This window comes from Syntrophomonas wolfei subsp. wolfei str. Goettingen G311 (assembly GCF_000014725.1).
GTDB classification, from domain to species: domain Bacteria; phylum Bacillota; class Syntrophomonadia; order Syntrophomonadales; family Syntrophomonadaceae; genus Syntrophomonas; species Syntrophomonas wolfei.
In genome coordinates, this window is record NC_008346.1 from 698,722 (window position 1) to 721,139 (window position 22,418).

At 45.8% G+C, this 22,418-nt stretch carries 27 protein-coding genes; 22 read left to right on the forward strand and 5 right to left on the reverse strand.

The annotated features are described in order from the left end of the window. Positions 1-71 precede the first annotated feature (71 nt). The 7 genes from SWOL_RS03055 (at position 72) to SWOL_RS03085 (ending at position 5,777) form a co-directional block, all read left to right on the forward strand. Positions 72-386 carry a nucleotidyltransferase family protein gene (locus tag SWOL_RS03055; RefSeq protein ID WP_011640037.1) on the forward strand — a complete coding sequence of 105 codons (315 nt, stop codon included), beginning with the start codon at positions 72-74 and terminating at the stop codon, positions 384-386. Further along, a complete protein-coding gene (locus SWOL_RS03060; protein WP_011640038.1) occupies positions 370-759 on the forward strand; it encodes a HepT-like ribonuclease domain-containing protein in 390 nt (129 codons plus the stop codon). The genes SWOL_RS03055 and SWOL_RS03060 overlap by 17 nt, the downstream gene beginning before the upstream one ends. Positions 760-970: 211 nt before the next feature. Continuing rightward, complete coding sequence (spoIIM, locus tag SWOL_RS03065; protein WP_011640039.1) at positions 971-1,582, forward strand: stage II sporulation protein M; 612 nt, start codon at positions 971-973, stop codon at positions 1,580-1,582. 43 nt (positions 1,583-1,625) lie between these two features. After that, positions 1,626-1,892, forward strand: a complete 267-nt coding sequence (locus SWOL_RS03070) for a hypothetical protein (protein WP_011640040.1) — start codon at positions 1,626-1,628, stop codon at positions 1,890-1,892. 21 nt (positions 1,893-1,913) lie between these two features. After that, a complete protein-coding gene (xerD, locus tag SWOL_RS03075; protein WP_242649354.1) occupies positions 1,914-2,846 on the forward strand; it encodes a site-specific tyrosine recombinase XerD in 933 nt (310 codons plus the stop codon). Between the two features lie 259 nt (positions 2,847-3,105). Beyond that, on the forward strand, positions 3,106-4,278 hold the full coding sequence (locus SWOL_RS03080) for a phosphopentomutase (protein WP_011640042.1): 1,173 nt from the start codon (positions 3,106-3,108) through the stop codon (positions 4,276-4,278). Between the two features lie 194 nt (positions 4,279-4,472). Then, positions 4,473-5,777: a pyrimidine-nucleoside phosphorylase gene (locus tag SWOL_RS03085; RefSeq protein ID WP_011640043.1), complete on the forward strand. Its 1,305-nt coding sequence runs from the start codon at positions 4,473-4,475 to the stop codon at positions 5,775-5,777. A 24-nt stretch (positions 5,778-5,801) separates the two neighbouring features. Here SWOL_RS03085 and SWOL_RS03090 read toward each other — a convergent pair whose 3' ends face one another. Both SWOL_RS03090 and SWOL_RS03095 read right to left on the reverse strand, forming a co-directional pair. After that, the gene (locus tag SWOL_RS03090) at positions 5,802-6,239 is read right to left on the reverse strand and encodes a hypothetical protein (protein ID WP_011640044.1); all 438 of its coding nucleotides are present in this window, start codon (positions 6,237-6,239) and stop codon (positions 5,802-5,804) included. 28 nt (positions 6,240-6,267) lie between these two features. After that, positions 6,268-6,507 (reverse strand): hypothetical protein, encoded by a 240-nt coding sequence (locus SWOL_RS03095; RefSeq protein ID WP_011640045.1) that lies wholly within the window; start codon positions 6,505-6,507, stop codon positions 6,268-6,270. Positions 6,508-6,701: 194 nt separating this feature from the next. Here SWOL_RS03095 and SWOL_RS03100 point away from each other — a divergent pair, with 194 nt between their 5' ends. From SWOL_RS03100 to SWOL_RS03115, 4 genes are all read left to right on the forward strand, one after another. Further along, complete coding sequence (locus tag SWOL_RS03100) at positions 6,702-7,847, forward strand: D-alanyl-D-alanine carboxypeptidase family protein (RefSeq protein WP_011640046.1); 1,146 nt, start codon at positions 6,702-6,704, stop codon at positions 7,845-7,847. 76 nt (positions 7,848-7,923) lie between these two features. After that, entirely contained in the window at positions 7,924-8,256 is a 333-nt protein-coding gene (gene spoIIAA, locus SWOL_RS03105; protein ID WP_011640047.1) for an anti-sigma F factor antagonist, read from the forward strand. Between the two features lie 33 nt (positions 8,257-8,289). After that, a complete protein-coding gene (gene spoIIAB / locus SWOL_RS03110) occupies positions 8,290-8,736 on the forward strand; it encodes an anti-sigma F factor (protein WP_011640048.1) in 447 nt (148 codons plus the stop codon). Between the two features lie 14 nt (positions 8,737-8,750). After that, positions 8,751-9,482 carry a SigB/SigF/SigG family RNA polymerase sigma factor gene (locus SWOL_RS03115; protein WP_011640049.1) on the forward strand — a complete coding sequence of 244 codons (732 nt, stop codon included), beginning with the start codon at positions 8,751-8,753 and terminating at the stop codon, positions 9,480-9,482. 220 nt (positions 9,483-9,702) lie between these two features. Here the strand turns inward: SWOL_RS03115 and SWOL_RS03120 are convergent, their stop codons facing one another. After that, positions 9,703-10,302 carry a DUF4489 domain-containing protein gene (locus SWOL_RS03120; protein WP_011640050.1) on the reverse strand — a complete coding sequence of 200 codons (600 nt, stop codon included), beginning with the start codon at positions 10,300-10,302 and terminating at the stop codon, positions 9,703-9,705. A gap of 230 nt (positions 10,303-10,532) precedes the next feature. On the opposite strand from SWOL_RS03120, the gene SWOL_RS15050 reads away from it, so the two are divergent. The 7 genes from SWOL_RS15050 to SWOL_RS03150 all read left to right on the forward strand — a co-directional run bounded on the left by SWOL_RS15050 (position 10,533) and on the right by SWOL_RS03150 (position 15,839). Continuing rightward, positions 10,533-10,667, forward strand: a complete 135-nt coding sequence (locus SWOL_RS15050; RefSeq protein WP_278078273.1) for a hypothetical protein — start codon at positions 10,533-10,535, stop codon at positions 10,665-10,667. 80 nt (positions 10,668-10,747) lie between these two features. Continuing rightward, a complete protein-coding gene (locus tag SWOL_RS03125; RefSeq protein WP_011640051.1) occupies positions 10,748-12,100 on the forward strand; it encodes a nucleotide sugar dehydrogenase in 1,353 nt (450 codons plus the stop codon). Positions 12,101-12,146: 46 nt separating this feature from the next. Then, positions 12,147-13,133 carry an NAD-dependent epimerase/dehydratase family protein gene (locus tag SWOL_RS03130; protein WP_011640052.1) on the forward strand — a complete coding sequence of 329 codons (987 nt, stop codon included), beginning with the start codon at positions 12,147-12,149 and terminating at the stop codon, positions 13,131-13,133. A gap of 15 nt (positions 13,134-13,148) precedes the next feature. Then, the gene (locus SWOL_RS03135) at positions 13,149-14,075 is read left to right on the forward strand and encodes a GDP-L-fucose synthase family protein (RefSeq protein ID WP_011640053.1); all 927 of its coding nucleotides are present in this window, start codon (positions 13,149-13,151) and stop codon (positions 14,073-14,075) included. Positions 14,076-14,328: 253 nt separating this feature from the next. Then, positions 14,329-14,559, forward strand: a complete 231-nt coding sequence (locus SWOL_RS03140; RefSeq protein WP_242649356.1) for a type II toxin-antitoxin system HicB family antitoxin — start codon at positions 14,329-14,331, stop codon at positions 14,557-14,559. After that, on the forward strand, positions 14,556-14,786 hold the full coding sequence (locus tag SWOL_RS03145) for a type II toxin-antitoxin system HicA family toxin (protein WP_011640055.1): 231 nt from the start codon (positions 14,556-14,558) through the stop codon (positions 14,784-14,786). The genes SWOL_RS03140 and SWOL_RS03145 overlap by 4 nt, the downstream gene beginning before the upstream one ends. A 90-nt stretch (positions 14,787-14,876) precedes the next feature. Next, complete coding sequence (locus tag SWOL_RS03150; RefSeq protein ID WP_011640056.1) at positions 14,877-15,839, forward strand: glycosyltransferase family 10 domain-containing protein; 963 nt, start codon at positions 14,877-14,879, stop codon at positions 15,837-15,839. A gap of 31 nt (positions 15,840-15,870) precedes the next feature. Here the strand turns inward: SWOL_RS03150 and SWOL_RS03155 are convergent, their stop codons facing one another. Next, positions 15,871-18,483 (reverse strand): calcium-translocating P-type ATPase, PMCA-type, encoded by a 2,613-nt coding sequence (locus SWOL_RS03155; RefSeq protein WP_011640057.1) that lies wholly within the window; start codon positions 18,481-18,483, stop codon positions 15,871-15,873. A 444-nt stretch (positions 18,484-18,927) separates the two neighbouring features. After that, positions 18,928-19,677, reverse strand: a complete 750-nt coding sequence (locus tag SWOL_RS03160; RefSeq protein WP_011640058.1) for a glycosyltransferase family 2 protein — start codon at positions 19,675-19,677, stop codon at positions 18,928-18,930. A gap of 309 nt (positions 19,678-19,986) precedes the next feature. On the opposite strand from SWOL_RS03160, the gene SWOL_RS03165 reads away from it, so the two are divergent. From SWOL_RS03165 to spoVAE, 4 genes are all read left to right on the forward strand, one after another. Further along, entirely contained in the window at positions 19,987-20,175 is a 189-nt protein-coding gene (locus SWOL_RS03165; RefSeq protein WP_341271088.1) for a dodecin family protein, read from the forward strand. A 333-nt stretch (positions 20,176-20,508) separates the two neighbouring features. Then, positions 20,509-20,976 (forward strand): stage V sporulation protein AC, encoded by a 468-nt coding sequence (spoVAC, locus tag SWOL_RS03170; protein ID WP_011640060.1) that lies wholly within the window; start codon positions 20,509-20,511, stop codon positions 20,974-20,976. A 46-nt stretch (positions 20,977-21,022) separates the two neighbouring features. Continuing rightward, positions 21,023-22,033, forward strand: a complete 1,011-nt coding sequence (spoVAD, locus tag SWOL_RS03175; protein WP_011640061.1) for a stage V sporulation protein AD — start codon at positions 21,023-21,025, stop codon at positions 22,031-22,033. Positions 22,034-22,053: 20 nt separating this feature from the next. After that, complete coding sequence (gene spoVAE, locus SWOL_RS03180) at positions 22,054-22,413, forward strand: stage V sporulation protein AE (protein WP_011640062.1); 360 nt, start codon at positions 22,054-22,056, stop codon at positions 22,411-22,413. Positions 22,414-22,418 lie beyond the last annotated feature (5 nt).

Consider the following 22,418-nt stretch of genomic DNA (forward strand, 5'->3'; position numbering starts at 1 on the left):
CCGTCCACTATCTTGTAAAATTACCATTTCCCCGCTATAATTAAGGGAAAAAATACAAAGTAGGTGAAAATATGGAACAAGCAATTATTAGCATAAATGAAATAAAAACAAAACTATTTCCTATATTTGAAAACGCACCTGTCTATCGTGCTATACTATTTGGTTCCTATGCCAAAGGTAACCCCACTAACATTAGTGATATAGATATTCTTATTGACAGTAAAGGTGAGCTTTTAAACATAGATTTTTATGGAGTACTGGAGGATATTACAACCCAACTGGGTAAATGTGTTGATCTTTTTGAGATTACAGAGTTAAAAAATAATTCGGCCATGCAATCTGTAATAGAACAGGAGGGAATTGTTTTATATGACCGGCAAAGATAGGATTATATTGCAAAAGATAAGTACTTATATAGATGATGTAATACAATATATTGATGGTTTTTCTTTCGAAAACTTTATGGCAGATAAAAAAACTATTTCCGCCAGTGCTTTTTCAGTTTCCCAAATTGGTGAACTGGCGAAAGAAATTAGCAGGGATACACAGGAGAAGCATGACCATATACCCTGGAAAAGCATTCGTGGTATGAGAAACAAAATTGTTCATGATTATGAAAACATTGATTTAGCAGTGCTTTGGGGAACCATTACCAAAAGTTTACCGGAGCTTGCCAGGCAAATTAATGCTGTCTTATATCAAGAAATTGAAGAAATCAATATTTTGGATGATGAAGAAGCGACGAAATCTGAGAGGTAGTTTCTGAAGCGATTTCGTTCTTCTTTTTGTCAGATATCACTCCAAGGTTGTCCATCTTGTTATAACCTGGAATAATTTCCAGGTCTTTTTCTTTTCTGCATAAAGTGAAGTAAAAATAAATATCTTTTTCTAAAGGCCGGTGAAAAATCCGCTGCCAAAAGCTATGAGCTCAAAAAATAGGGGCCCTTAAAACCGGCAAAAGGAGACGGCTATGTATTTGAAACAGCGGATAAAACAACATATCAGGGATAATCGCTGGCAGTATTTGCTCATATTACTTATTTTTTTAAGCGGTATTATTGTGGGAAGCTACAAAGTATCCAGCCTGGAAGGGGGAGTAAGAAGTCATCTCTTGCAGATGATAGATAACTATTTGAAAGGGGGCATGGAGGGGAATCTTGATGGAGCCAGCATCTTTTTCAGCGCCTTTCTTCATCAGAGCAAGACTATTCTGGCGATATGGTTTCTTGGTCTTACGGTAATCGGCTTTCCCTTGATTCTGGCGGTAATATTCTTACGGGGCATTTCCCTGGGATTCACCTTAAATTTTTTATTCCAGGAGAAGGCCGGTGCCGGTATTATTCTGAGTTTTATTGCGGTTCTTCCCCAGAACATCGTCTATATACCTTTTCTTTTAATATGGGCGGTAGTGGCAGTTAATGTTTCGCTATATATACTAAAAGGCAGAAACAACAGTTACTTGCCCCTGGGAACAGCTTTGATAGCTTATAGTTTATTGATGCTGCTTTTCATCCTGGTATTTTTACTCGGGGCCTTTATCGAAGCTTATCTATCACCCTGGTTGCTGCAGCTCCTGGTCTGAAGAAAAAGCGGACCTTAATAATATTCTCTGGAGGTGAAAATCTGTGATTGTTGTTATAAATAATTGGAAAAAAAAGATGCTTAGCTTCTTGATTTTGCTCGTTTTTATCCTTGCCTTTGCTCTGGCCGTTCCGACCATGACCGGGATATTGCATAAGCAGGTTCCGGCTTTGGGCAACTGGTTTAAGGAAGAGCACCCCAGCGGCAACCCCATGCGGGTAGAGAACAACCAACAAAGTACAAAATTTGAAGAGGTAATGGATCACTTTGTTTTCAAATTGCAAAACTTTTATTATGAGGAGAAGGAGTGAAAGCAGGAAAACCGGGCGAGTATGTCAAAAACAAAAAACATCAGGAAAACGGGGAGCAAGCTTATGCAGAATTCCATAGAGGATTTTATTAGTTACCTTAATTTTGAAAAGGGCCTGGCGGCCAATTCCCGTATTGCCTATAAGCGGGATCTGTTGAAATTCCAACAGTTCTTGCAAGAAAATTCCCGGGCCCTAAGCCCGCAGAATATAAGCAAGCATGATATCATGGCTTTCCTTGCCTGGCAGTTGGACCAGGGAGCAGCTCACTCCAGCATTGCCCGCAGCCTTTCCAGTATCAAGAGCTATTATAAGTTCCTGATACTGGAAGGGGAGCTGGATAAAAACCCTAGCAGCGATTTAGAGACTCCCAAAATAAAACGTAAGCTGCCCCAGGTTTTGTCTATTGAAGAAGTGGACAAGCTAATGGAACAGCCCAACCCGGTTGTGCCATTGGGAATCAGGGATAGGGCTATGCTGGAGCTGATGTATGGAACTGGGATAAGGGTTTCGGAGCTCCTGTCTCTACAGGTGGAAGATCTCAACCCTACAGCCGGTTTTTTGCGTTGTATGGGCAAAGGCCGCAAAGAGAGGATTATACCCGTAAACCAGACTTCCATCGATTGGGTTCAACGTTATCTGGCCCGAGTTCGTAATTCGCTGGTAAAAAATCCTCTGGAGAGAACGCTTTTCTTAAATGCCCGGGGACGGCCCTTGAGTCGGCAAGGTTTTTTTAAAATATTGGGGAATTATGTGGAGAAAGCTGAACTGGAAAAGGAAGTAACTCCCCATACTTTGAGACATTCTTTTGCCACTCATTTGTTGGAAAATGGAGCCGACCTCAGAGCGGTTCAGGAAATGCTGGGCCATGCCGATATTTCTACCACCCAGATATACACCCACCTGACGAAAAGCAGGCTGCGTGAGGTCTACCAGCAGTATCATCCTCGATCCTAGTCGAACTGCGAGATATATAGGGTATGTGGGAACGACCCCCGTGTCCTTAATAGTGATACCCCAAGGCCGGCGACCACAACCACCGATGAAAAGTGAGTTAGTAGGCGCTTAAATAGTAAGATGTAGTAGAAAATAAATTAACCCCCTCACACCTTACCCCTCACTCCTCACTTTTCTTACTAATCAGTGAAATCAAGTATAATATTCTGCATGGAGTTCCAGACCTGCGGGGAATCTGAACTACAGGAGGTAAACAGTTTTGACCAAGAGAGCCATATTAATAGTTTTAGACAGTGCCGGCATTGGGGAAATGGAAGATAGCAGTCTATATGGGGATCAGGGTAGTAATACCATCGTTAATACGGCCCGGGCGGTGGGAGGGTTGGAGCTTCCCTGCCTGCAGAGCCTGGGTTTAGGGAACCTGGATGAAATACCCGGGGTAAAGCCTGTCCGGCAAGCTCTTGGCGCCTATGGCAAAATGCAGGAAAAGTCACCAGGCAAAGATAGCACCACCGGTCATTGGGAGATGATGGGGCAGGTCTTAAAATATCCCTTTCCCACCTATCCCTATGCCTTTCCCCCTGATTTGATTGAGGAATTTGAAAAGAGAATACAGAGGAAAACCCTGGGTAATGTAGTGGCCTCTGGAACCGAGATAATAGAGCGCCTGGGGCCGGAACACCTGAAAACGGCTTGTCCCATCGTTTATACCTCAGCCGACAGCGTTTTTCAGGTGGCTGCTCATGAGGAGGTTATACCGCTGGCTGAGCTTTATGCCATCTGTCAAACGGCCCGGGAGATGCTGGCTGGAGAAAACGCAGTAGGCCGGGTCATCGCCCGCCCCTTTATCGGTCATCCCGGAGCCTTTCAGCGTACCCCCAATCGCCATGATTTTTCTTTGGTCCCGGAACGCAGCATACTGGATGCGATAGTAGAAGCGGGACAGCAGGTTATAGCTATTGGCAAGATTTACGACCTTTTTGCCAGCCGGGGAGTGAGTGAAAGCCGTCCCAGCAAAAGCAACCGTCAGGGAATAGAGCTTATAATTGAGGCGATCAAAGAAGAATCGTCAGGCCTGATATTTGCCAATCTGCTGGATTTTGACCAGGTATTTGGACACCGTAATGATATTGAAGGCTACGCTCGGGCCCTGAAGGAATTTGACGCTGAACTGGTAAATATTATGTCTGTCCTGAAGCCGGGCGATCTCCTCTTTATTAGTGCCGACCATGGCTGCGACCCCACTACCCCCAGCACCGACCATTCCCGGGAAATGGTACCGGTTCTGGTTTATGGATCAGACTGCAGACCCGGGGTTGACCTGGGGATCAGGGAGAGTTTTGCCGATTTGGGACAGAGCATAGCGGAGCATTTAGGGGTAGAGGCTTGCGGGCTGGCCGGAAAGAGTTTCTACCCTTTGATAAGGCGTTAATGATTATTTACTCTACGGCAAAGACTTGGAATGGGTATCACAGTTGGAACTCACCTAGCGTTAATGATTATTTACTCTACGGCAAAAACCCTTTTGATGTAAAGGGTTGCATATACAAGCGTGTGTGGCAAAGTATGGATTTAACACCCGGTTTACTTTCTCCTCACCTGTCCATAAAGGAGTGACTGCATAAAATGAAGATGCCCTACATTATCGAAAAAAAACGCGATGGTAAAGATTTGAGCCGGGAGGAAATTGAATTTCTGGTCAGGGGTATTGCTGACGGTACTATTCCCGACTACCAGATTTCCGCCTGGGCTATGGCAGTATATTTTAGGGGCATGAACCCAAGGGAGACCCGGGATTTAGCTCTGGCCATGGCCTATTCCGGTGAAGTGATAGAACTTTCAGCAGTGGAAGGGGTCAAAGTGGACAAGCACAGCACAGGTGGGGTGGGAGACAAAACTACCCTGGTAGTTATTCCGCTGGTAGCGGCAACCGGCGTACCCGTGGCTAAAATGTCCGGACGGGGCCTGGGTCATACCGGAGGAACTATAGATAAATTTGAGTCTATTACTGGATTTAAAGTGGAAATGGCTTATCCGGCTTTCTTGCAGCAGGTAAGTCAGATTAAGGCGGCGGTAGTATCACAGAGCGGCAACCTGGTGCCGGCAGACAAGAGGCTTTACGCTATCCGGGATGTGACAGCAACTATAGACAGTATACCTTTGATAGCTTCCAGCGTAATGAGCAAAAAAATTGCTTCGGGAGCTGAGGGAATAGTACTGGATGTTAAAGTCGGCAGCGGCGCCTTTATGAAAAGTTACGAGAAAGCCAGTCAACTGGCTAAAACCATGATTGATATCGGTAGAGGAGCAGGCCGTAAGGTAGCAGCTCTGCTCAGCAATATGGATCAACCCCTGGGAAATGCGGTGGGAAATGCCCTGGAGGTTAAAGAAGCTATTGACACTCTGCAAGGGCAGGGACCTCCTGATCTGGAAGAACTGTCGCTGGAGCTGGCGGCGCAGATGATAGTTCTGGGGGAAAAGGCCGCCAGTATTAATGATGCGCGGGATCTAGCCCGAGCTGCATTGAAAAGCGGCCTGGGCTTGGTCAGTTGGAAACAGATGGTAGAGACCCAGGGAGGAGAATTGAACTATTCCCTTCCCAGCTACGGGCTCCCGGAAGCCGCTATTAAGGAGAGAATCCTAGCGGATAAGCGGGCGTATATAGAGAATCTGGATGCCCTCAAAATAGGGCAGGCCGCCATGCTGCTGGGTGCAGGTAGAGAACGATTGGGAGATATAATCGATTACGCTGTGGGTATTGAATTATTAAAAAAACCGGGAGACCTGGTTGAAGCCGGGGACACCCTGGCGATAATCCATGCCAATGACCCCGGTCGTTTGGAAATGGCCCGGAAAATCCTCTTGGATGCTTACCACTTTTCTGATGAAGCAGTGGAAAAAAAGCCCTTGATTATTGAAACCATTAGCTGATAGATATTATAGCAGAATGCAATATTAATCCAGCAGGGCGATAAGCTGTTCAAAACCCTCTACATCTCCCTCTTCAGATTGAAGCGGGCGTTTGAATACCAGGGTATCGCGTTTGCTATTGTTTTTCATGGTTTTGAAGGTTATGGTTGCTTGAGATAGAACCAGCTTTTCCTGAGATTTGTCGGCAAAGGTATAACTGCGGTCGATTTTAGATATATCATCCAGCTTGAAGCTATAGATGCCCATTTTCCCATCTTCGGCAATTTGCACCCAGATAAGAACTTTTTCCATCAGGAAAACATTTTCCTCCACAAAATGCTTGCCGGCCCATTGATTGCCGCCCCGGTAATATTTGTACCAGGCTCTAAGTTCTCCGCCGCGCTGCAAGCGCTCCCGCAAATGGGGAAAGGTAAGCTCATTCTTATAGATTTGCTCTGCGATTGATTGCCAATTTTCTAACATTTAAACCTCCGGCATGTAATTAATAGTATTAAGCCACTAGATTGACTACCTGACCAACCTTGGAGTTAATGGTTTTACTTAATGCCGCCACATCTTTGGTATTGAACAATTTACTTATCTCCTCACCATGGATTTTAATCATATGATCCTGCATCTTACCAATGAAAGCCACCGACTGGCTGGCTTGTTCTTGCGATTTGATGAGCATTATTATTCCAGCAGCAGTTGACATAGTACCGGGCATAAGACCAGTAATACCTATATACACTGTGGATTCCTCCTTTAATAGGGAATCGGAATAGTAGAAGAATAAGCCTGGTTTGCCATCATAATAACATATCCAGCTTGTAGAAAAAAGTAAAATGAGGCAAGCTCCTGTATCTATACAATTTGCTGGTATAATAGCCTGTATTCCTAAATATAATCTACTAATGATTATTACGGGGGAGGTGCGTTAGAATCATGTGTTGCAGAAGGAGCATCGCCTGGCTTGTCTTGTGGGTTATGGTATTTATTATTGCTGCTCCAACTAGGCTGGAGGCCGAGGTGGTGGAAGTAAAAGCAGAGTCTTATGTTCTAATGGATGCTGATTCCGGCAAAGTACTGCTGGCTAAAAATGAACATAAACAATTAGCTCCTGCTAGCATGACCAAGCTGATGACTTTGATTCTGGCTATGGAAGCCCTGGAGGAAGGGAAAGTAACCCTGAAAGACAAAGTCGTGACCAGTGAGAATGCCTGGAAGATGGGGGGTTCCCAGATTTATCTGGAGCCGGGAGAACAGATGAGCTACGAAGATATGCTCATAGCCATAGCTGTTGGTTCGGCCAATGATGCCTGTGTAGCCGTGGCTGAACACCTGGAAGGCACGCACCAGAACTTTGTGGATAAAATGAACCATAAAGCTAAAATGCTGGGCTTGAAGAATACCCACTTTATCAATTCTTATGGCCTTAGTGCTCCCAAACACTATACCAGTGCTTATGATATGGCGGTAATTGGCCGTGAGGCGCTGGCCCACCCTAAAATATTAGAGTACAGTTCTATCAAAGAATATGATCTCAGGCAGGGAGAATTCAAGCTATTTAATACCAACAAACTGCTCTGGTGGTACCAGGGGGCGGATGGTTTTAAAACCGGATGGACTGATGAGGCCAAATATTGCCTGGCAGGAACCGCCAAAAGAGATGGCTTGCGCCTGATTTCCGTGGTCATGGCATCCCCGGAGAAACATGGCAATTTCCGGGATTCCATGCAGCTTTTAAATTATGGTTTTGCCCGTTATGCTTTTAAGAGCCTGATTGGCCAGGGTAAAAGCTGTGGAATTGTAAAAATAGGCAAAGGTATAGAGGAGCAGGTAGAAGTGCTAGCGGAAGAAGAAGTTGGCTGCACGGTAATCAAGGGAGAAGAAAAGAAGATAAACAGCAAAACCTCATTGCTTCCTTATGTTGATGCTCCGGTAAGTAAGGGACAGAAGTTAGGTGAAATCTCGCTATATAAAGACGGAGATTTGATTAAAGAAATAAACCTGGTGGCAGCCAGTGATGTCGGTCGCGGAGGATTGCTTAAGGAAATCGGGAAAATATTTGCCGAAATCTATCTATTATAAATGGAATTTTGTGGAAGGTATTCGTCCCCTCCTTGTAGAAGCTTATTTTAGTAGCTTGCAGGGAGGGGATTTTGCTGTGGAAATAGATTTAAAACTGATTAGGAATACTCTAGTGGTAAAAATCTCGGGTGAATTGGACCTGTTAGTGTCAGAAAAACTCCGGCGAGAGATTGATAGCAAAATTCAAAGCCAGCAGGTTAAAAACCTGGTTTTAAACTTGGAGAAAGTAAGCTTTATAGATAGTTCCGGTCTGGGTGTAATTATAGGCCGATATAAGCGGATGAATGCAGGGAACGGGCGTATGTATATTGTTGGGGCCAGCCCGGCGGTTGAAAAAATCCTGATTTTTTCCGGAATTAACAAACTAGTTCCCTTGTATCGGAGTGAACAGGATATAATCAATATTTAAGGAGGTGAATACCAGCCCTGGGCTGGAATCATTATGAATGTAAAGAATTATGTACGCTTCGAATTTAAAAGCCTGGCGGAGAATGTATCCTTTGCCCGTTCCTGCGTGGCAGCTTTTGCCACACAATTAGACTTAACCTTGGAAGATATAGAAGAAATTAAGGTGGTAGTCTCGGAAGCGGTATCCAATTGCATAATTCATGCTTATGAAAACAGGTGTAATGAGAAGATAGTCGTTTTAGTCAGCATAATGGATGATCGTAGCCTGGAAATTGTGGTTGAGGATCAGGGAAAAGGAATCGAAGATATCGAGAAGGCTATAGAACCCGCCTTTTCCAGCGATAGCTCCCGGACGGGACTGGGCTTTACCTTTATGAAGTCTTATATGGACGAAATGGAAGTCTTCAGCCAACCCGGCGAAGGAACTACGGTCCGGCTAAAAAGGCATTTTAGGAAAAAAGAACAGGAAGCCTATGCGTAAAGGAGGGCCAGACCATGTCCTCAAGCAGTTCTTACCAGAACAATGAAGCCCTCCTACGCCTGGCGCAAGGGGGAGACCAGGAAGCCAAAGCGCAGCTATATGAAGCCAATGTTGGACTAATATACCTGGTCCTGGAACGATTCAAAAATACCTCTTATGATCAAGAGGATCTTTTCCAGGTAGGAGCCATGGGCCTATTAAAAGCAATTGAGCGCTTTGATTTCAGCTTTGATGTGCGCTTTTCTACCTATGCGGTACCCATGATAATAGGGGAGATAAAAAAATTTTTACGCGATGATGGGATGGTAAAAGTACAAAGGGGAATCAAAGAGCTTTATGCTCGGGTTCGTTGGGCTCAGGACAAGCTGCGTGGGGATCTGGGGCGGGAACCGGGAGTAAATGAGATAGCCAGCCTGTTGGAAATGGAAAAAGAAGATATCGTGGTGGCTATGGAGGCCTGTCAGGCTCCAGCCTATATCCATGATGTTGTGCCGAGTGAGGAAAAGGAGCAGCTTTCTTTGTTGGACAAACTGGTACATGAAGAGGGGAATGTAGCTATCCTGGAAAAATTGGCATTGCGAGAAGCCCTGGCCAAGCTGGATGAAAGGGAAAGGGTGGTTATTATCCGCCGTTTTTTCCAGGATGAGACCCAAACCGTTATTGCTGAAGACCTGGGAGTATCGCAGGTACAAATCTCCCGCATCGAAAAGAGCGCCATCCTCAAACTCCGCAGCCTCCTGCAATAGAGGGATTTCAGGCGTTTTTAGGAGTTAAAAGGAAGGACAAAACAGCATAGTTATACTTGGCCATTGTAAATGCCGGAGCAGAACTCCGGCATTTTACTTATCCCCCCATGGCCAGGGGCCGCAAGCACGGATGAAAAGTGAGTTAGTAGGGGTTTAAATAGTAAGAAGTAGCAGGAAATAAATTAAACCCCTCACCCCTTACCCCTCCTCATTTTTCTTATTAGTCACCCCAGGCCAGAGGACCTACCGCCAGGGCGTTGAACATGGGATGGGAAACATCTGCAAAATCAACACCACTCGTTTCAGCATTAATCACTTCAACCATATAGGTGCAACAACCGGGGCAAGCGTGACAATCGCAAAAGGTGAAACCAAAGGCATCTACGGTCTCAACGGTGATACCAAAGCCGTTGGCTCTAAGCTCCGCTTCATTGCCTTCCACTGCTCTGCCGTTATTTCCATACCAGCCAAACCCCACATTTCTTTCAAAGTTCCAGTTTCCCAGCACGGCTTTGGCTCCACCGCAAACCCTGGATAACTGAAAGGTCAAGCGCAAGTCACAAAGCCAGTAATCATATAGTTCTTTATAAGTTATTATACTGGAGAAATCCAGTTTAACACTGGGGTTGCTGAGATTGCTGGTATCAATGGATAAACTGGCAACAACATAAGGGTTGACCAACTGGGAACGGTATTCACTGATGGAAGGAAGCTTAACCCCGCTTCCAGTTCCGCAGCTCAAAATGGTCTGGTTGAGCCTGGGGGGGCAAGGGGGATAAGGGGGGCAACAACCCGGGTTTTCCAACTTGTAATTGCTCATAAACTATTACCTCCTATAAAAATGTTTAACGACTGAATAATGCCTAATACTATGGATTGCATCTGCCTTATATTATTCAGCCGGAACCAGTGATGTTACTAAATGGAAATAAAAATATTTAATCCCTATATTACAAACATATAGAAATAGTTTTGTAAAACATAGACTTAGTAACACTCCAACAAAAAAGACATATTTTGTAATAGAGAGAATAGAGGGGGAATGTCCTGGTGGTAACGATTACATTATGGCCTTTTCATGAAAACTATGTAGAGGAGTGGTATGCTCAGGACAAATTTGCCGGTGAGAGCTGTTTAAACCTGAGCCAGTTTCGGCAGACAGATGATGTTTACGGTCCTTACTAAAGTTTCGATTGGATGCCATTCCTACTGGTTGTACGATTGAAAAGGCGGAATTGAAATGGGCGAAAGGATTGATATAAAAAATGAGCAAAGTGCCCCTTTTATACCCCGACCGAAATATCTGCATAATGGGGCTGGGCTATGTGGGCCTTACCCTGGCTACCGTGATGGCGGAATGTGGTTTTCAGGTACTGGGGGTGGAAATTAGAAAAGATATCGTGGTCAGCTTGCAAAAAGGTGAAGCTCACTTCTATGAACCTGGCTTATCAGCCCGCTTAAAAAATGTGATCAAGACAGGCAGGCTGCAAGTCACTGCGAGCATAGCGGATAGCTTTGCTGGAAGTGTTTTTATAATAACCGTAGGTACTCCCCTGGACGAAAAGGGTAAAGTCCGGCTTGACATGGTGGAAAATGTCTGCCGGGAAGTGGCGCTACATCTAAAAGAGAATGACCTGGTTATAATGCGTTCCACCGTAAAATTAGAGACCACCCGCAAAATTGTCCGGGCTATCCTGGAGGAGACCAGGGTTGATTTTGATTTGGCTTTCTGTCCGGAACGGAGCCTGGAAGGGAAAGCTTTGCAAGAACTTCGCTCTTTGCCCCAAATCGTTGGTGGCCTTACCCCCGGAGCTGCTATCAGAGCCGCTCACTTATTCCTCTTTATAACCCCCACAGTAATAAAGGTAAGTGATATGGAAACGGCTGAGATGATCAAGCTGATTGATAATGCCCAGCGGGATGTTTTTTTTGCTTATGCCAATGAAGTAGCCCGTTTATGTGACGTCATAGGGGTTAGCGCGGCTGAGGTGATTCAAGCGGGAAACCTGGCTTATCCCCGTAGCCGCTTGCCTCAGCCTGGACCGGTCGGCGGCCCCTGCCTGGAAAAAGACCCCCATATCCTGGCTGAGAAAGTATTGGAACTGGGGCTGTGGCCGGAAATTACCCTGGCCGCTAGAAAAACTAACGAAGAGCAGCCAGAAGAAGTGATATCTTACCTGCACAGGGTTTGTTCCGGGTTTGCCTCTTTCCCTGAATGCCCGCAGATTTCCTTGCTTGGTCTGGCCTTCAAGGGGCAGCCACCAACGGATGATCTTCGCGGCACCATGGCCAGACCCGTTCTAAACTCCTTGCAAAAGCACTTTCCCTGTGCCCATTTTCGGGGATTTGACCCGGTAGTCAGGGCTGAGGGGATAGAGGCTTTCGGTTTAATTCCCTGTATTAACCTGGAAGATGCCATGAGAGGAGCAAATCTAATTCTTATCTTAAACAACCACCCCCGGTTTGCCCATATGCAGATTGAGAATCTAAGTGAACTCCTGGCTCGTCCCGCTTTAATCTACGACTTTTGGAACAATTTTGTGGCCAAAGAGCTTCATTTACCGTCCGGTATTGGGTATATGGCATTGGGCAGTCACTCCCGAGCCGTTTTACCTTAAGGGGGTTTTTGGATAGTTCCAGAATGATCAGCGAGGGAGTGAAGAAATGGCCAGGAAGTACCTGCTCACTGGAGGAACCGGTTTTATCGGAACAGCTTTGGCGAAAAGACTGCTAAGTGCAGGTCATGAGCTAAAGATTTATGATAACAATAGCCGCGGGCGGCGGGAAAGACTGCAGGGAATAGCCGGTGAAGTTCAGATAGTAGAAGGGGATATTCGTGACCGGGAGCGGCTTATAGCTGCTGCCCGGGGGATGGACTCACTAATTCACCTGGCTTATATAAACGGCACCGAACTATTCTACCATCAGCCGGAGCTGGTACTGGATGTAGCCATACGGGGCATGCTGAATGTCATAGACGCATGCCGTACAGAGGGTATAGGGGAATTGATACTGGCTTCCAGCTCGGAAGTTTATCAAAATCCCCCGCAAATACCCGCCAGTGAAGCGGTACCCTTGTCTATTCCGGATCCTCTCAATCCTCGATTTTCTTATGGCGGAGGGAAAATCGCCTGCGAATTAATGGCTATAAATTATGGCCGCAAGGATTTTGAACGAGTATTGATTTTCCGGCCGCATAATGTTTACGGTCCGGATATGGGCTGGGAACATGTACTGCCCCAATTTATCCTGCGAGCTATCAAGGCCATAGAATCCAAGCCGCAAGGGCCAGTTCCTTTCCCCATACAGGGAGATGGCAGCCAGACCCGGGCTTTTATTTATATTGACGATTTTATTGATGCCTTAATTTCGCTAATACAATTCGGCCAGCACTTGAACATATATCATATAGGCAATCCTGAAGAGATAAGCATAAAAAGCGTTGCCAGCCAGCTTTTCCAATATCTTGGCCGGGAGATAGAAATAATCAGAGGCCCGCTGCCTCCTGGAAGTCCCCTAAGGCGCTGTCCGGATATATCCAAACTGCTGGAGCTGGGTTTTAGCCCCCGGATTTCTTTTGAACAGGGATTAGCCGCGACTATAGAATGGTATACCCGGGCTATACAAGAGGGCAAAAGCCCTAAATACTAAAAGGGTGGGAGACAAATGGATAAAAACTCCAAAATTTACCTGGCCGGGCACCAGGGACTGGTGGGTTCGGCCCTGGAACGCCATCTGCGAACCAGGGGTTATAATAATTTACTTACCCGCAGATTTGATGAATTGGATTTGCGCCGGCAAGATGCGGTAGAGGAGTTTTTCCAGCAATTCCAGCCGGAGTATGTTTTCCTGGCGGCAGCTAAAGTAGGGGGGATGTGGGCTAATTACTTGCGGCCCGGGGAATTTATCTACGATAATATTTTAATTCAGAGCAATGTGCTGGAAGCGGCCCGCAAATATGCGGTAAAAAAGCTGCTCTTTCTAGGCAGTTCCTGCATTTATCCTAAATTTGCCCCCCAGCCTATCAAGGAAGAAAACCTGCTCCAAGGCGAACTGGAACCCAGCAATCAAGCCTATGCCATAGCCAAGATAGCGGGAATAGCTATGTGCCAGGCCTACCGCGCACAATACGGATGTAATTTTATTGCCATAATGCCCAATAACCTTTACGGGCCGGGCGATAATTTTCATCCGGAAAATGGGCATGTACTGCCAGCCATGATAAATAAATTTCACCAGGCCATGCTTACTCGCAGTCCTCAGCTTTACCTCTGGGGAACGGGGACCCCCCGGCGGGAATTTCTTTATGTCGATGACCTGGCGACTGCTTGCTATTTTTTAATGAAGCACTACGATGAAGCAGATATAATCAATGTGGGTAGCGGCGAGGAATATAGCATTAGTGAACTGGCAGCAATGGTAGCAGCCATTGTAGGCTATCAGGGCGAGATAATCTGGGATAGTTCAAAACCGGACGGAACCCCGCGCAAGCTTCTGGATGCAAGCCGGATTAATGCCTTGGGATGGCATAGCCGGGTTTCGCTTTGGGAGGGGCTTAAAGTGACCTATGACTGGTACCTTAAAAATCTCTAAAAAAAGCAAATGGGCATCCGCATGCGGTCAGTTGCTATCTGTGTTTAAAACGATATGTTAAAATGACAGTAATCTGAAAAATAATCAGGAACTAATGAAAAAAGAGTAAGTTCAGGATATATCATGAAAACAAAAAACGGGGCAGGATGTTTTTGAGGATAATAAAGATAGAACCGGTTTATTTTTATAGGATCGGAATGGAGGACAAGTCTGAAAGAAACTCTTTCATGATGTTTTGTGCCTCAAGAAAGGAATGGATACAATCATGAAAAAGTACAACTTTATCGTGTTGATTGAAAAAGATGAGGATGGGATGTTGGTAGCTTCAGTACCGGCATTAAAAGGATGTCATAGTCAAGGAAAGACCATGGATGAATTATTGGCAAGAATCAAAGAAGCGATTGAACTTTGTTTAGAAGTAGAACAGGAGGATGTGTTTAATAACCAGTTTGTTGGTGTTCAGCAAATTGAGGTGCAGGTATGAGTAAGTTGACCATTATTAGTGACAAGGAAATGGTTAAATTACTAATATTCCTCGGTTTTATTGAGATACGACAAAAGGGGAGTCATGCTTTTTTTGCCCATCCCGATGGAAGAGCTACAGTAGTTCCTTGTCATAATGAAGATTTAGGAAGAGGACTTATCAGGAAAATACTGAGGGATATTGATATTTCTGTTCCTGATTATGAGCGGTTAAAAAGAGAAATTTAGTCTGGTAACGGTGCTTGTATGTGATGCATATATTATTCATGACTGTAATCAGTCTACCAAAAAGAGGGTATATGGCTAAGGGAGACAGAGATGTTAAAAGTTAAACTTTCTACCCGGGTTCCCCATGAACCTATCATTCGCCAAACACCCGGCTCACAGGGAATATGGGGGAATTGCCGGTTTTTCATCAACGAAGAGGTAGAAGAATGTGATTATTGGGTAGTTTATGATGGATTGCAGAGTGATGAAAGCACCCTCTGCCCGCCGGAAAACACCATCTTGCTCACCGTTGAGCCTCCCAGTGTTTTCTACTATGAGCCGGATTTTATTCAACAGTTTTCCACATTGATAACTTGCCCGGGTCATAATTTTTCCCATCCTCGCATAATCTATTCTCCGGCTTTCAACTGGCATGTAGGGCGGGTAATCATCGACATAAAAGCGGTACAGAGCAAAGTCAACCTGGATTATGATGATTTCAAAAGAATGGGAGCTATTAAAAAAAACCAGCAGATTTCTCTGGTTTGCTCGAATAAAGATTTTACCGAAGGTCATAGGAAACGCTTGGCTTTTGTGGACCGGCTGAAGGAACACTTTGGTTCCAGGATTGAGCATTTTGGCTTCAACATTAACGATATTGAAGATAAATGGGATGCCATCAGGGAATATAAGTATCACATAGCCATAGAAAACAGTTTTTTTGCGCATTACTGGACCGAAAAAATCGCTGATTGCTATTTGGCAGGAGCCTATCCCATATATTACGGCTGTCCCAACCTGGCAGAGTACTTTCCTCAGGGCGCTTACACCTCTATAGATATTGAGGATGTGGAAACGGCCATAAGCTCTATCGAAAACTGCCTGGCGGAAAATCGCTATGAGAAAAACCTGGATAAAATATGGGCGGCAAGAGAGCTGGTTCTGGATTATTACAATCTCTTCGCCGTAATAGAAAGATGTATTTTGCGCCTGGAAGCCGCAAACCAATCCCGCCAAGCCCGCAAAATCCCCATCACCATCCGCCCCTGTAAGGAAGCCTGGTTGATAACCTGAGGGAACAGGCATGCCTTCCCCCTCAGATTATTTAGGCTTGATGCTTCACCAGCCCGAAGGCTTTGGAAAACTCCAGGACTACTACCGGAACCAGGGCCAGGGCCAGAGCGTAGAGGTACATAGCAGCGGATAACTGCGTTAAGCCAAAGGCGAAAGCTACCGGGGGAAGAAAGGCCACCAGAGCTATCAGGGCCAGGGAAATAAAAGCAGCACCATTCAAGTAGCGGTTAGTGAAAATGCCGGTTTTAAACAACGAGTGATTGGAGCGCATGTTGAAGGAGTGTATCACTTGCGAAAGCGCCATTACCAGAAACGCCATGCTGCGCCCGGCCACGATATCCCCGGTGATTTGCCAGACCATAAAGAAGCCAATAAGGGTTAAAAGCGCAAACATGGCCCCCTGCAGTATTATGCGGGTGCCCATACCATGAGCAAAAATACTCTCCTCTTTGGGCTTGGGCTTACGCTCCATAACATCACTTTCCACTGGTTCCATACCCAGTGCAATAGCCGGCAGGCCATCAGTAACCAGGTTAATCAGTAAAAGCTGCATAGCCAGAAATGGCGAGGCTTTCCATAATATCATAGCCAAAAAGACCGCCAGTACTTCACCCACATTAGTTCCCAACAGGAAGCCTACGGTGTTTTTGATATTATCATAAATACCACGGCCTTCCTTTACCGCATCCACAATGGTGGCGAAATTATCATCCGTCAGTATCATATCGGCGGCACCTTTGGCCACATCGGTACCGGTTATACCCATGGCACAGCCAATATCTGCGGCTTTTAAAGCCGGAGCGTCATTTACCCCATCGCCGGTCATGGATACGATTTCACCCTGATGCTGCCAGGCCTGTACGATGCGGATTTTATCTTCCGGTGAAACCCGGGCATAGACCGAAATCTGCCGTACCTGCTCATCAAGCTCGCTATCAGATAAATTAGCCAGTTGGCTGCCGGTAATGGCCTTGTCTCCCTCAAGCATTATGCCCAGGTCTTTAGCGATGGCAGAAGCCGTTTCTACATGGTCGCCGGTTATCATGACCGGTTTGATTCCGGCCCGTCGGCAGACGGCGACCGCCTCCCGCGCTTCCGGCCGGGGCGGGTCAATCATGCCCAGCAAACCCATGAAAATAAGATCCTTTTCCAGTTCTTCGCTGCTGGCTGTTTCGGGCAGAGTTTCAATTTCTTTATAAGCTACTGCCAGTACACGCAAAGCCTGCCGACTCATTTCGTTGTTGAATCTTCGTGCAGCTTCCAGGTCTCCGGCTATGCACCTGGCGGCTAAAACATCGAAAGCGCCTTTGACAATTACCATGTATTTACCATCAATTTGATTGACAGTTGTCATTAACTTGCGGTCAGAATCAAAGGGCAGTTCAGCCAATCGCGGGTAAAGGCGGTTTAATTCATCCTTAGGCAGGTTGTTTTTATGAGCAGCCAGGACGATGGAGGTCTCGGTAGGGTCACCAATATGCCGTTCCTTGCCATCTTCAAACTCTACCGTACCATCACAGCATAGCGCAGAATATTGCAGCAGTTTTTTAATAACGGCAGAATTGCTTTCACCAATATCCTCTAAAACAGAAGCACCGTCAGCAAATGCTTTTACCAGCGTCATTTGGTTTTGGGTCAAGGTACCCGTTTTATCAGAGCAAATAACTGAGGCGCTGCCCAGGGTCTCCACCGCCGGCAATCTTCTGATAATAGCGTTCTTTTTTACCATTCGCTGCACCCCGATGGCCAGAACGATGGTAACAATCGCCGGCAGGCCTTCGGGAATAGCCGAAACAGCCAGTGCTACTGCTATCATAAATATTTCCATGACTTTCATGCCATTGATTAAACCGATAATAAAAATGACAGCGCAAATCCCCAGGGCCATAAGCCCCAGATATTTACCCAGCACCGCCAGCCGGTGCTGCAGTGGGGTTTGCCTGTCATTGGCCGCATCCAGGAGGTTGGCTATTCTACCTATTTCCGTATTCATTCCCGTGGCAATTATAACCGCCCGGGCATTACCATAGGTAATGCTGCACCCGGCATAAACCATGTTGAAACGATCGCCTAAAGGAGCGTTGGCCGCTACCTCGGCAGCCGCATCCTTTTCGCTGGGAACCGATTCCCCGGTCAGGGCCGATTCCTCAGACTTTAAACTGCTGGAATGAATAAGCCTGGCATCAGCAGGAACACTGTCTCCGGCTTCTAATTTAATGATATCCCCAGGCACTAAAAAAGAGGCCTCGATAATGCTTTCCTTGCCATCGCGAATGACTCGCGCATGAGGGGCAGAGAGCTCTTGCAAGGACTCCAAGGCTTTCTCTGCTCTGCTTTCCTGAACCACACCCAATATGGCATTAAGTACGACAATTAATAGGATTAAAACCGGTTCATAGAAACCTTCTCCTTCATAGCAAGCAACTACAAATGAAATTGCCGCTGCCAGGATTAAGATTAAAATCATAACATCATAGAACTGCTCCAAGAATCGCTGCAGCATGCTTTTCTTCTTTTTCGCCTGTAGTTTGTTTTCCCCGTATTCCGTCAGGCGTTTGGAGGCTTCTGTGGAGCTTAAGCCCTTATCGGGGTTCACCTGCAATTGATTTAACAATTCTTCATTATTTGCTGTATATGGTATCAAGTTATGATATTCCTCCGTTCTATGTAATAATGTTGGTGATTAAAGGACTAGTTAGAACGAAAATAAACTCTTTAAGGCCATAGTAATTACCTATAAAACCACTATTTTTATTAGTAGTTGTGGCCCCTGGCCATGGGGGATTAGTAAGAAAAGTGAGGAGTAGGGGATAAGACCCCATAGCCTGTCCCCAGCTATCATAAGCTATTATTCCCTGCTGAACAGCGTAATAAAGCTCCTAATATGTCCAGGGGGGAAGAATAACCCCGGGCTTTTTTATTATAACCCATCTCCATCCGGCAACCTCAGCCCTTGGAGCAAGAGCAGGGAGCAATGAAGGCGATAAAAAGCTGATTAATATTATACCCTATAAATACCCATTTTGTGCCTGCTTATTAATATGATAAGGGAAGCAGGGGTTGGGCAGGGACTCAGCTTCTATTGCGTTTACCTGATTATCAGCGGGCCGTAGTCAGCGGTATGAGCTACAAACTCACAGCGAGGCATTATCTGTTCCTCGCTTTCCTGCCAGGTATGACTCTCTGGATTCGGGCGTCTTATGCCAACAAAGTTGAAGCGTGATGAGGAATAGATTACGATTCCTTTTTCCATACAGTCCTTTAAAAACCAGAGGTCTTCCCCCACACTAAAATCCCGGAACTTCACCTCTTGAAATACTTCCCGTTTTATTACCAGGCTGGCTCCGGTAAGGTATTCTTCATAAGAGTTTTCATGATTGGGGTTGAAAATTGCCAGGGTCTGACTGTCTTCAAAGTAGATAAACCAGCTTGATTTCCCCACCACATGTGCACCACTACCGGGAAATACTTCCATTTGCTCGCGCAAATAGCCCGGGGCATAATAATCGTCATCGTCAAATTTGGCGGCATAGCCCATATTGATATAGTTTAAGGCATAATTCAGACAGGCCCCTTGAGATTGAGATTCATCCACTTGAAAAACCCTGACCGCAGGAAAGCCTGCCGTCCACATTCTCCATTCCCGCAAGTTCATGCTATTCGAGTTTAGTATAATTAATAGTTCTTTGGGCGAGAAATCCTGGCGAAAGAAATTAGCCAAAATATTATCTCGGCATTCGGGCCGGTTGCTGCAAGTAATAATGGAGACTCCTTGCTGTTGCATATGTAGTTTAGCCCTATTAAGCCGTACGGTATTAGCGGAATATTGTAACTGCAAATGAATCACTCCTTAGCTTTATACTATGCCGCAGCGCTTTCATTGGTTTAGTAAGAAAGGTGAGGAGTGAGGGGTAAGGGGTGAGGGGAGCATCTGTGGTACCTGCAGGGTGATTTACGCTGATACTATCTTATGAAACTTAATAAATCAGCGTTAATCAGCGTCAAAAAGATTCGTACTTGTTGCTTCCCCTTTTTCATCGGTGGTTGTGGCCTCTGGGCCATGGGTGGTTAGTAAGAAAATGTATAAAAGCCATAAGCCTAAAGCAGAATATTAAAAGAAATTTAAAAGGAGGTTATTCTTTTGCAGGTGAAAGTATCGGAATTTGTCGGGGAATCAAGAAGAAGCTGGCAGGACGCGGTGGAAAATGCCGTGAGTGAAGCCTCACGGGATATTAACAATATTTCTGGAGTAGAGGTTGTCAATTGGACGGCCAACTGCGCGGATAACAAGATTGTGGAATACAAAGCCAATATCAGGATAGCTTATTTAGGCTAGTTATCGTGTTGAGGGACGGCCCTTTTGCTAAGTTTTCTGAATGTGACTCCGCTGTAAAACCCCTTTTGTTGCATAAGGGTTGCATAAATAGCTTTTGCAGTAGAACCCCCATGGCCGGGGGCCACAACCACCGATGAAAAGTGAGTTAGTAGGTGCTTGAATAGTAAGATGTAGTAGGAAATAAACTAAACCCCTCACCCCTTACCCCTTACTCCTCACTTTTCTTACTAATCAAATGTTAAAAAGGAGCCGTCCCTTCAATACCCTGCAAAGCTAATGAGCGCATAATCTTAAGCTATAAAGTTAATAATAGCCTGGCAAGGAGGTAAATTGGTGAACACACCTGATCCGAAGCGATGGAAGAAGATTGAAGTAGAGGAATATGAAAACCTGGTACAGCAGGTAAAACCCAAACCTCCCCTCCTTAAGCATTGTGTTTGGGCATTTATTGTAGGAGGGCTTATCTGTCTCCTGGCCCAGCTAATAATGAATTATCTTCTCAAGCAGGGCATAGGCAAAGTTGATGCTTCTTCCTATACCGCCGTAATTATGATATTCCTGGGAGCCTTTCTTACTGGTATCGGAATCTATGATGAACTGGGAAAAAGGGCTGGCGCCGGTTCCATTGTCCCCATTACCGGCTTCGCCAACGCTATAGTAGCTTCAGCTATGGAGTTCAAGCGGGAAGGCTACATATTCGGAGTGGGTGCCCGGATTTTCACGGTAGCAGGCCCCACCTTGCTTTTTGGTTTTGTTGTGGCGGTCCTGATAGGTTTGATAAAGGTATTTATTAGCAGCTAAAGTGCAAAAAAGATTAGCTAAACTGCTTAAGACAAAGGGGGATAATATGCCGGCTAAAAAGAAAAGAGGGGCGCAAACGCTGGTTTTTGATCAGCCCCCGGTTATTACTTCCTGGGCTTCCATAGCAGGTCCCAAGGAAGGGCAGGGACCCTGGGGTCAAGACTTTGATTGGAGCATGGAAGACTATCTTTTCGGGGAAGAATCCTGGGAAAAAGCCGAAAATAAGATGCTGCGGGAGACGGTCAAAAAGGCCTTGAACAAAAGGAATTTCGATGAAGCTGATACGGAAATCCTGATGGCGGGAGATCTTCTAAACCAACTGGTTTCCTCCAATTATGCCGCTCGCGAACTGGGGATTCCGTTTTTAGGGCTTTATGGCGCTTGCTCTACTATGGCGGAGTCCCTTTTATTAGCAGCTATTCTAGTGGATGGCGAATTTTTTGAACGGGTGATTGCTGCAGCCTGCAGCCATCATTATACTGCGGAAAGACAATTTCGCTTTCCTACTGAGCAAGGAATACAAAAGACCCCCAGCTCTCAATGGACAGCTACTGCTGCCGGAGCGGTACTACTGGAACCTGTTGGAACCGGTCCCCGTATAACTGCAGTAAGTATAGGAAAAGTTATTGATATGGATCAAAAGGATGTCAGCGATATGGGCAGTGCTATGGCCCCAGCGGCCGCCCATACCATAAAGACGCACTTTAGCGACCTGAACCGGCCTTCTGATTATTATGACTTGATCGTAACCGGCGACCTGGGAAAAGTGGGCATGGCTATTACCCAGGAGCTATTTATAAAAGATGGGCTGCAGCCTGAGCCCAACTACAGTGACTGTGGCGTTTTGCTTTATGATGATTTTCAGGAAGTATATGCCGGGGGCAGCGGCTGCGGTTGTTCCGCCTGTTTCTTATGTGGCCCTTTACTAAAAAAAATGTCAGCAGGGGAGATAAATAAACTGCTTTTTGTCGCTACTGGTGCTCTTATGAGTCCGATCACCAGTTTTCAAGGTGAAAGCATCCCCGCGATCGCTCATGCCGTGGCTATAGAAAACTAACGCTGGAGGGGTAAATAAATATGGTTCCGCTATATATGGCGTTTCTTATCGGAGGTCTTCTTTGCCTTATAGGCCAGCTAATAATGGATCTGACCAAGGCCAGTATAACCCCAGGGCATATATTAGTAGGTTATATTTCTGGCGGGGCCCTTCTCAGTGGGCTGGGGCTGTACGAGCCTCTGGTAAAAATCGGAGGGGCCGGAGCTACTATCCCCTTATCCGGATTTGGCCACCTCCTGACCCAGGGAAGTCTGAAAGCCGTGGAACAAAAGGGATTACTGGGAGCTTTCAGCGGGGGAGTAGAAGCTGCTGCTGCCGGGATTACAGCAGCCGTAATTTTCGGCTACCTGGCCGCGGTTTTATTTAACCCGAAGGGATGATCTAG